General features: G+C 62.3%; 1 protein-coding gene. It reads right to left on the reverse strand.

Features of this window, described 5'->3' with window-relative positions; genetic code table 11:
• Positions 1 to 68 precede the first annotated feature (68 nt).
• A partial coding sequence (locus EN991_RS39365; protein WP_164769821.1) for a GGDEF domain-containing protein occupies positions 69 to 477 on the reverse strand: 409 nt, incomplete at its 5' end.

The following is a 477-nucleotide window of genomic DNA, read 5'->3' on the forward strand; positions in this document are numbered from 1 at the left end:
GTCCGTGAGGATCGGAAGCACAGAAAACGGCGCCAGACGGCCAGCCTCACGAATTCAGGGACGGGATTTTAGGCGCAGACGCGGTTGCGGCCTTGCCTCTTCGCCTCGTAAAGCTGGCGGTCGGCGCGGCGATAGAACTCTTCCGCTGTTTCCTTGCGGTCCCAGACGGCTAGCCCGACGCTGGTGGTGATCTTGAGGCGGACATTGCCCGACAGCACCGACATGTTGGCGATCGCCTTGCGGATGCGCTCGGCAAACTTGCCCAGAAGCTCGGCGTCCATGTTGGGCGTGACCACGGCGAACTCCTCGCCGCCCAATCGCGCCACCACATCGTGGTAGCGCGTCATATCCTTGAGACAGCTCGCGACCGCCTTGAGCACCTCGTCGCCGACGTCATGGCCATGGGTGTCGTTGACCTGCTTGAAATGGTCGAGATCGAGGATCATCAGCCCGACAGGCTTTTCGATGCGCCGGAAC

The sequence above is a fragment of the Mesorhizobium sp. M7A.F.Ca.US.005.03.2.1 genome (assembly GCF_003997795.1).
In the GTDB taxonomy this organism is placed as follows: domain Bacteria; phylum Pseudomonadota; class Alphaproteobacteria; order Rhizobiales; family Rhizobiaceae; genus Mesorhizobium; species Mesorhizobium ciceri.